Annotated in this window: 7 protein-coding genes; 4 read left to right on the top strand and 3 right to left on the bottom strand. The window is 58.1% G+C overall.

The features are described 5' to 3' along the window. Window positions 1-276: 276 nt before the first annotated feature. The gene (gene tyrS / locus OC71_RS14050; RefSeq protein WP_041070157.1) at window positions 277-1,476 is read right to left on the bottom strand and encodes a tyrosine--tRNA ligase; all 1,200 of its coding nucleotides are present in this window, start codon (window positions 1,474-1,476) and stop codon (window positions 277-279) included. A gap of 212 nt (window positions 1,477-1,688) precedes the next feature. Between tyrS and OC71_RS14045 the strand changes: the two genes are divergently transcribed. After that, entirely contained in the window at window positions 1,689-3,113 is a 1,425-nt protein-coding gene (locus OC71_RS14045; RefSeq protein ID WP_041070154.1) for a peptidoglycan DD-metalloendopeptidase family protein, read from the top strand. Between the two features lie 3 nt (window positions 3,114-3,116). After that, window positions 3,117-4,208, top strand: coding sequence for an anhydro-N-acetylmuramic acid kinase (locus OC71_RS14040; protein WP_041070151.1), 1,092 nt, complete (start codon window positions 3,117-3,119; stop codon window positions 4,206-4,208). 75 nt (window positions 4,209-4,283) lie between these two features. Here the strand turns inward: OC71_RS14040 and erpA are convergent, their stop codons facing one another. Then, window positions 4,284-4,634: an iron-sulfur cluster insertion protein ErpA gene (gene erpA, locus OC71_RS14035; RefSeq protein WP_003228776.1), complete on the bottom strand. Its 351-nt coding sequence runs from the start codon at window positions 4,632-4,634 to the stop codon at window positions 4,284-4,286. Between the two features lie 168 nt (window positions 4,635-4,802). Beyond that, window positions 4,803-5,837 carry an N-acetyl-gamma-glutamyl-phosphate reductase gene (gene argC, locus OC71_RS14030; RefSeq protein WP_041070148.1) on the bottom strand — a complete coding sequence of 345 codons (1,035 nt, stop codon included), beginning with the start codon at window positions 5,835-5,837 and terminating at the stop codon, window positions 4,803-4,805. Between the two features lie 135 nt (window positions 5,838-5,972). Between argC and hemJ the strand changes: the two genes are divergently transcribed. Together hemJ and OC71_RS14020 are read left to right on the top strand one after the other, a co-directional pair. Beyond that, on the top strand, window positions 5,973-6,401 hold the full coding sequence (hemJ, locus tag OC71_RS14025; RefSeq protein WP_041070145.1) for a protoporphyrinogen oxidase HemJ: 429 nt from the start codon (window positions 5,973-5,975) through the stop codon (window positions 6,399-6,401). 34 nt (window positions 6,402-6,435) lie between these two features. Continuing rightward, window positions 6,436-7,404: a nitronate monooxygenase family protein gene (locus OC71_RS14020; RefSeq protein WP_041070142.1), complete on the top strand. Its 969-nt coding sequence runs from the start codon at window positions 6,436-6,438 to the stop codon at window positions 7,402-7,404. Window positions 7,405-7,426: the final 22 nt, after the last annotated feature.

Raw genomic sequence — 7,426 nt, 5'->3', positions numbered from 1 at the left:
CGCTTCCGATCTCTCGTTAGCGGGAGGCGAATTCTACAGCGTTACACGCTGCTGTCAACACCTCTTTTTCACCGCTTTCGACCGAGAAGATCGAACCGTCAAAAGAGCCAAACATCACCGCTCTTTCAACTCCTTCCAGGCCTCGATGAACTGAAGCGACCCACTGTCGAAAATCGCGTAACTCATTGAACCTCAAGGAGTTTTCCGTTTCGACTGCGCCGGAAGTGGGGCGAATTATAGACTTCTAAAATTCGCCGTCAACCCTTATTTCAAACTTTATTCAGATTTCAGCGTGATGCGCGCAAACGCCTTCTTGCCCGCCTGACAGACGTGAGTCGCACCCAGTACATATATAAAGGAGCGATCAACCACCTCACCGTCAACACGCACACCACCGGAAGCCAACAGATCGCGCGCCGCCGCCGAGTTCTTCACCAGGCCTGCTTTATTAAGAACGGCGGCAATTGGCATATCCTCAGCAGAGGCCAGCTCGATCTCCGGCAGATCATCCGGCAACTCACCATCCTTCATACGGTTACCTGCAGCCCGATGAGCATTGGCCGCAGCCTCCTCACCGTGGAAACGCGCAACAATCTCTTCCGCCAGCTTGATCTTGATGTCGCGCGGGTTGGCCCCCGCCTCCACATCTGCACGCAAGGCATTGATCTCATCCATCGAACGGAAGCTGAGCAGCTCAAAGTAACGCCACATCAGCGCATCCGGAATCGAAACCAGCTTGCCGTACATGACACCTGGCGCCTCCTGGATACCGACGTAATTGCCCAACGACTTGGACATCTTCTTCACGCCATCCAGCCCCTCGAGCAACGGCATGGTCAGAATGCATTGAGCTTCCTGGCCATATCCACGCTGCAGCTCACGCCCCATCAGCAGGTTGAACTTCTGATCGGTACCGCCCAGCTCGACATCCGCGCGCAGAGCAACCGAGTCATAACCCTGAACCAGCGGATAGAGGAACTCATGAATAGCGATCGGCTGATTGGTGGTGTAACGCTTGTCGAAGTCATCACGCTCCAGCATACGCGCGACAGTGTATTGCGAAGTCAGACGAATGAAGTCCGCTGGCCCCATCTGATCCATCCAGGTGGAATTGAATGCAACTTCGGTTTTCGCCGGATCAAGAATCTTGAACACTTGAGTCTTGTACGTTTCGGCGTTTTCCAGAACCTGCTCGCGAGTCAAAGGAGGACGAGTCGCACTCTTGCCGCTTGGATCACCGATCATTCCGGTGAAGTCACCAATAAGGAAGATCACCTGATGCCCCAATTCCTGGAACTGGCGCAGCTTATTAATAAGCACGGTGTGACCCAAGTGCAGATCCGGGGCGGTTGGATCGAAACCAGCCTTGATACGCAGCGGCTGGCCGCGCTTGAGCTTCTCGATCAGCTCGGACTCGACCAATAGTTCTTCCGCACCACGTTTAATCAGCGCTAGCTGCTCTTCAACCGACTTCATAACAGACCCGCAAGGCTCAGATTCAAAGGGAACCAACCATACAAGATCGTGCACCAATTACAAGTTTTGCCCGGCGCACGGACACCAATCTGCAGACAGGTTGTCTGCAGACTTGCTTCGGGGATGATTTGGTTATATTTTATACAGTTATTTCATCTTCATCATGTCATTCATCTTTTTCAATTCATCTTTTTTCAAAGTCAAAAATACTTATGACCACTGAACCGTCTAAAGCGCCACCGCTTTACCCGAAGACCCACCTGCTCGCCGCAAGTGGAATCGCCGCCCTTCTCAGCCTGGCGCTCCTGGTATTCCCTTCCAGTGATGTTGAAGCCAAAAAGACGACCCTGAGCCTTGAACTGGAAAGTCCTGCTGAACAACTGACACAAGATCAAGACGCTGCTGACGCGGCTCAAGCCACAAATGAGCCAGTAGCCTCACCTTTCGCCCAGATCGAAAACAGCACCGAAGACACTCCGCAAACCGCTGAAGCCGCACCTGCGCCCGCTCCGGTTGCCGAAAAACCAAAAGCTCCAGGACACCGCGAAGTCGTTGTCTCTAAAGGCGATACGCTCTCTACATTGTTCGAGAAAGTCGGTCTGCCAGCCGCCGCCGTGCATGAAGTCCTGGCGAGCGACAAACAAGCCAAACAATTCAGCCAGCTCAAGCACGGCCAGAAGCTTGAGTTCGAACTGGACCCGCAAGGCCAACTGACCAGTCTGCACAGCAAGGTCAGCGACGTTGAAACCATCACCCTGACCAAGAACGACAAGGGCTACGCATTCAACCGCGTCACCGCAAAACCGACCGTTCGCACGGCTTACGTGCACGGCGTGATCAATAGCTCCCTGTCACAATCCGCTGCCCGCGCAGGCCTGTCCCACAGTCTGACCATGGACATGGCCAGCGTATTTGGCTACGACGTCGACTTCGCTCAGGACATCCGTCAGGGCGACGAATTCGACGTGATCTACGAGCAGAAAGTGGTCAACGGCAAAGCCGTCGGTACTGGCCCGATTCTGTCGGCGCGTTTCACCAACCGCGGCAAGACCTACACCGCCGTGCGTTACACCAACAAACAAGGCAACAGCAGCTATTACACCGCCGATGGCAACAGCATGCGCAAGGCATTCATCCGCACACCGGTGGACTTCGCCCGCATCAGTTCCAAATTCTCCATGGGCCGCAAACACCCGATCCTCAACAAGATCCGTGCCCACAAAGGTGTCGATTACGCAGCGCCACGCGGTACGCCGATCAAGGCGGCCGGTGACGGTAAAGTGCTGCTGGCCGGCCGCCGCGGTGGCTACGGCAACACGGTGATCATCCAGCACGGCAACACCTACCGCACGCTGTATGGCCACATGCAAGGCTTCGCTAAAGGCGTGAAAACCGGCGGCAGCGTCAAGCAGGGCCAAGTGATCGGTTACATTGGTACCACCGGCCTGTCTACCGGCCCGCACTTGCACTATGAGTTCCAGGTCAACGGTGTTCACGTCGACCCATTGGGCCAGAAGCTGCCGATGGCGGATCCGATCGCCAAGTCCGAACGCGCACGTTTCCTTGCGCAGAGCCAGCCGCTGATGGCGCGCATGGATCAAGAGAAGGCCACCATGCTGGCTTCGAGCAAGCGCTAAGCCATGGCTCTTTATATCGGCGTGATGTCCGGCACCAGTCTCGACGGGCTGGACATCGCCCTGATCGAGCAAACATCGGCGATCAAACTGATCGCCACGCACTACATCCCCATGCCTGAACCCCTGCGCGCCGAGCTGCTTGGCTTGTGCGCCAGCGGCCCTGACGAGATCGCCCGCTCGGCGATCGCCCAACAGCACTGGGTAAAACTCGCCGCGCAGGGCATCCATACCCTACTTGATCAGCAGCAACTCAAGCCTGACGCCGTTCGTGCAATCGGCAGCCACGGCCAGACCATTCGCCATGAGCCCGCTCGCGGCTTCACCGTACAGATCGGCAATCCTGCGCTTCTCACGGAGCTGACCGGTATCACCGTGGTCAGCGACTTCCGCAGCCGCGACGTGGCCGCCGGCGGCCAGGGTGCGCCGCTGGTGCCAGCCTTCCATGAAGCTTTGTTCGAAGAGCGTAGCGGTAACCGTGCAGTCTTGAATGTCGGCGGTTTCAGCAATCTGAGCCTGATAGAGCCGACACGGCCTGTAGCCGGTTTCGACTGTGGCCCTGGGAATGTGCTGATGGATGCCTGGATTCATCAGCAACGCGGCGAGAACTATGATCGCAACGGTCAGTGGGCAGCCAGCGGTACGGTCGAGCCCGCCTTGCTGACAGCGCTGCTCAGCGACCCGTTCTTCGTCACAAAGGGCCCGAAGAGCACTGGCCGCGAAGTGTTCAACCTGCCGTGGCTGCAACAACACCTATCCAGACTGCCAACCTTTGCTGCTGAAAACGTCCAGGCAACATTGCTGGAACTGACGGCACTGACCATCGTCGAGTCGCTGCAAAGCGCTCAAGCCGATACCCGGGAAATGCTGGTCTGCGGCGGCGGCGCTCATAACGCCACGCTGATGAAGCGTCTGGCCGATCTGCTGCCGAACGCTATCGTCGCCAGCACTGCTACTCACGGTGTCGATCCGGACTGGGTCGAGGCCATGGCCTTCGCCTGGCTTGCTCATTGCTGCCTCGAAGGCATTGCAGCCAACCGCCCGAGCGTCACTGGCGCCAAAGGTCTGCGGGTACTCGGCGCCATCTACCCCAACTGAGCAAAACGCAGGCAACAAAAAACGCCGCAGAACCGTAAGGCTCTGCGGCGTTTTGTTGTGTGCAGCGAGGAGCGATCAGATCGAGAACGAAGAGCCGCAACCACAAGTAGTGGTGGCGTTCGGGTTCTTGATCACGAAGCGCGAACCTTCCAGACCTTCCTGGTAATCCACTTCGGCACCCGCCAGATACTGGAAGCTCATCGGATCCACCACCAGGCTCACGCCTTCGCGCTCGACGATGGTGTCGTCCTCGGCCACATCTTCATCGAAGGTGAAGCCGTACTGAAACCCTGAACAACCGCCGCCCGTAACAAATACGCGCAGCTTCAAGCGATCATTCCCCTCTTCATCGACCAGGCTCTTCACTTTGTGCGCAGCACCTTGGGTGAATTGCAAAGCCGTGGGGGTGAAGGATTCGACGCTCATGCTGACTATCTCCCGGCGTTACGCCGCCATAATGCGTGATGACGCGCATTATCCGCTTGTCCTAGAAAATCGGTCAACTATTGTTACGGTATATCAATAAACCCTACTAACTGTCCGGAATGCAAAAAGGCCCGTCAGACGGGCCTTTTTGCTGTGTTGCCGAACGTGTTACGGCAGCATACCGGCGTGGGACAGGCCGAAACGCTCATCCAGGCCGAACAGGATGTTCATGTTCTGCACCGCCTGACCCGACGCGCCTTTGACCAGGTTGTCGATCACCGACAGCACCACCACCAGATCGCCATCCTGCGGGCGGTGCACGGCGATGCGGCAGACGTTGGCACCACGCACGCTGCGGGTTTCCGGATGGCTGCCGGCCGGCATCACATCGACGAACGGCTCGTTGGCATAACGCTTTTCGAACAGAGCCTGCAGATCCACCGAACGATCAACCACGGTCGCGTAGAGCGTGGAGTGAATGCCACGGATCATCGGCGTCAGGTGCGGAACGAAGGTCAGACCGACATCCTTGCCCGCAGCGCGACGCAGACCCTGGCGAATTTCTGGCAGATGACGGTGACCTTTGACCGCATAAGCCTTCATGCTTTCCGACGTCTCAGAGTACAGCGAGCCTACAGATGCGCCGCGACCGGCACCGCTGACACCGGATTTGCAGTCGGCGATCAGCCGCGAAGTGTCAGCCAGACCCGCTTCAAGCAGCGGCAGGAAACCCAACTGCGTAGCGGTTGGGTAGCAACCCGGCACAGCGATCAGACGCGCTTTTTTGATCTGCTCGCGATTGACTTCCGGCAGGCCGTAGACCGCCTCGTCCAGCAACTCGGGCGCGCCGTGTGGCTGGCCGTACCATTTGGCCCATTCTTCAGCGTCCTGCAAACGGAAGTCCGCGGACAGGTCGATGACCTTGGTGCCCGCCGCCAGCAGTTCACCGGCCAACGCATGAGCAACGCCGTGCGGGGTGGCGAAGAACACCACATCACACGCGCCCAGGGTTTTGATGTCCGGCACGCTGAACGCCAGACCGTTGTAGTGACCGCGCAGGTTCGGGTACATGTCAGCCACGGCCAGACCGGCCTCGGATCGGGAAGTGATCACCACCACTTCTGCCTGCGGATGCTGTGCCAACAGACGCAGCAGTTCGACACCGGTGTAACCCGTGCCGCCGACGATACCGACCTTGACCATAAACCTGCCCTCAACGAACCCACTGGAAAGCCGTCGATAATAGGGGCCGCGCGCCCCTGCGACAACCATCAAGGTGACGTGCGGACGCTCAAGCCTCTACTATCCCGGCTACCGTGAACCTGGGAATAACCAAAAATGCTCTATCTATGGATCAAAGCGTTTCACATCGTCAGCGTCGTCTGCTGGTTTGCCGGGCTGTTCTACTTGCCGCGACTGTTCGTTTATCACGCGCAAAGTGAAGATACGATCAGCAAAGAACGCTTCAGCCTCATGGAGCGCAAGCTGTATCGCGGCATCATGGGCCCGGCGATGATCGCAACGCTGATCTTCGGCGGCTGGCTGATCTACCTCAATCCAGGCATCTTCAGTATGGGCGGCTGGATTCACGCCAAGCTGACCCTGGTGGTTCTGCTGATCGGCTACCACCATATGTGCGGCGCGCAGGTAAAACGCTTCGCCCGTGGCGAGAACACCCGCAGCCATGTCTTTTATCGCTGGTTCAATGAAGTGCCGGTTCTGATATTGCTGGCTATCGTAATTCTGGTCGTGGTCAAGCCGTTCTAACTTCATAACAGCATCACACCTCGGGGGATTTCCAATGTCGCTGCCCGCTCTGCTCGAACAACGTCTGCGCTTGCCGGTAGTGGCGGCGCCGATGTTCCTGATCTCCAACCCGGAGCTGGTGCTCGCCTGCTGCCGTAACGGTGTGGTCGGCAGCTTCCCGGCGCTCAACCAGCGTGAAAGCAGCGGCTTCAAGGCCTGGCTGGAGCAGATTGAAGCGGGCCTGGCGACACTGGACAACCCGGCGCCGTATGCAGTGAACCTGATCGTGCACAACAGCAATCCGCGCCTCCAGGCGGATCTGAACATATGCGTCGAACACAAGGTGCCGATTGTCATCACCAGCCTCGGCGCAGTGAAGGAACTGGTCGATGCCGTGCACAGCTACGGCGGCCTGGTCTTCCACGACGTGACCACGCGTCGGCATGCCGAGAAAGCCGCCGAAGCGGGAGTCGACGGTTTGATCGCGGTTGCGGCGGGTGCCGGTGGCCATGCCGGCACCTGGAGCCCATTTGCGCTGATCGCCGAGATCCGCGAGCTCTTCGATAAAACCCTGCTGCTTGCCGGATGTCTGAACCACGGCCATGAGATTTTGGCTGCACAACTGCTTGGCGCGGATCTGGCCTACTTCGGCACACGATTTATCGGCACTACCGAAAGCCATGCGCCTGACGCCTACAAGGACATGCTGCTGACAGCGAAAGCGGCGGACATCATTCATACGCCTGCGGTCTCTGGCGTACCGGCGAGCTTCATGCGCCAAAGCCTGGAAGCTGCTGGTTTCGACATGGCCGCACTGCAGGGCAAGGGCGAAGTCAATTTTGGCGACAAGCTCAAACCGATCAACGACGAAGCCAAGGCCTGGAAGACCGTATGGTCGGCCGGCCAGGGCGTAGGCCAGATTGACGATCTGCCGAGCGTGGATCAGTTGATCGCCCGGCTCGACGCGGAATATCGTCAGGCGCTGGAGCATGCGGCGCAGTTGCCGAAGCGTTGGCCACGCTGAGAAAATTCAGGCCAGTCTTCGA

Source organism: Pseudomonas sp. W15Feb9B (genome assembly GCF_000828175.1).
GTDB classification, from domain to species: Bacteria; Pseudomonadota; Gammaproteobacteria; order Pseudomonadales; family Pseudomonadaceae; genus Aquipseudomonas; species Aquipseudomonas parakoreensis.
The sequence above is the reverse complement of the archived record's forward strand: the minus strand, read 5'-3'. Positions and strand labels throughout refer to the sequence as shown.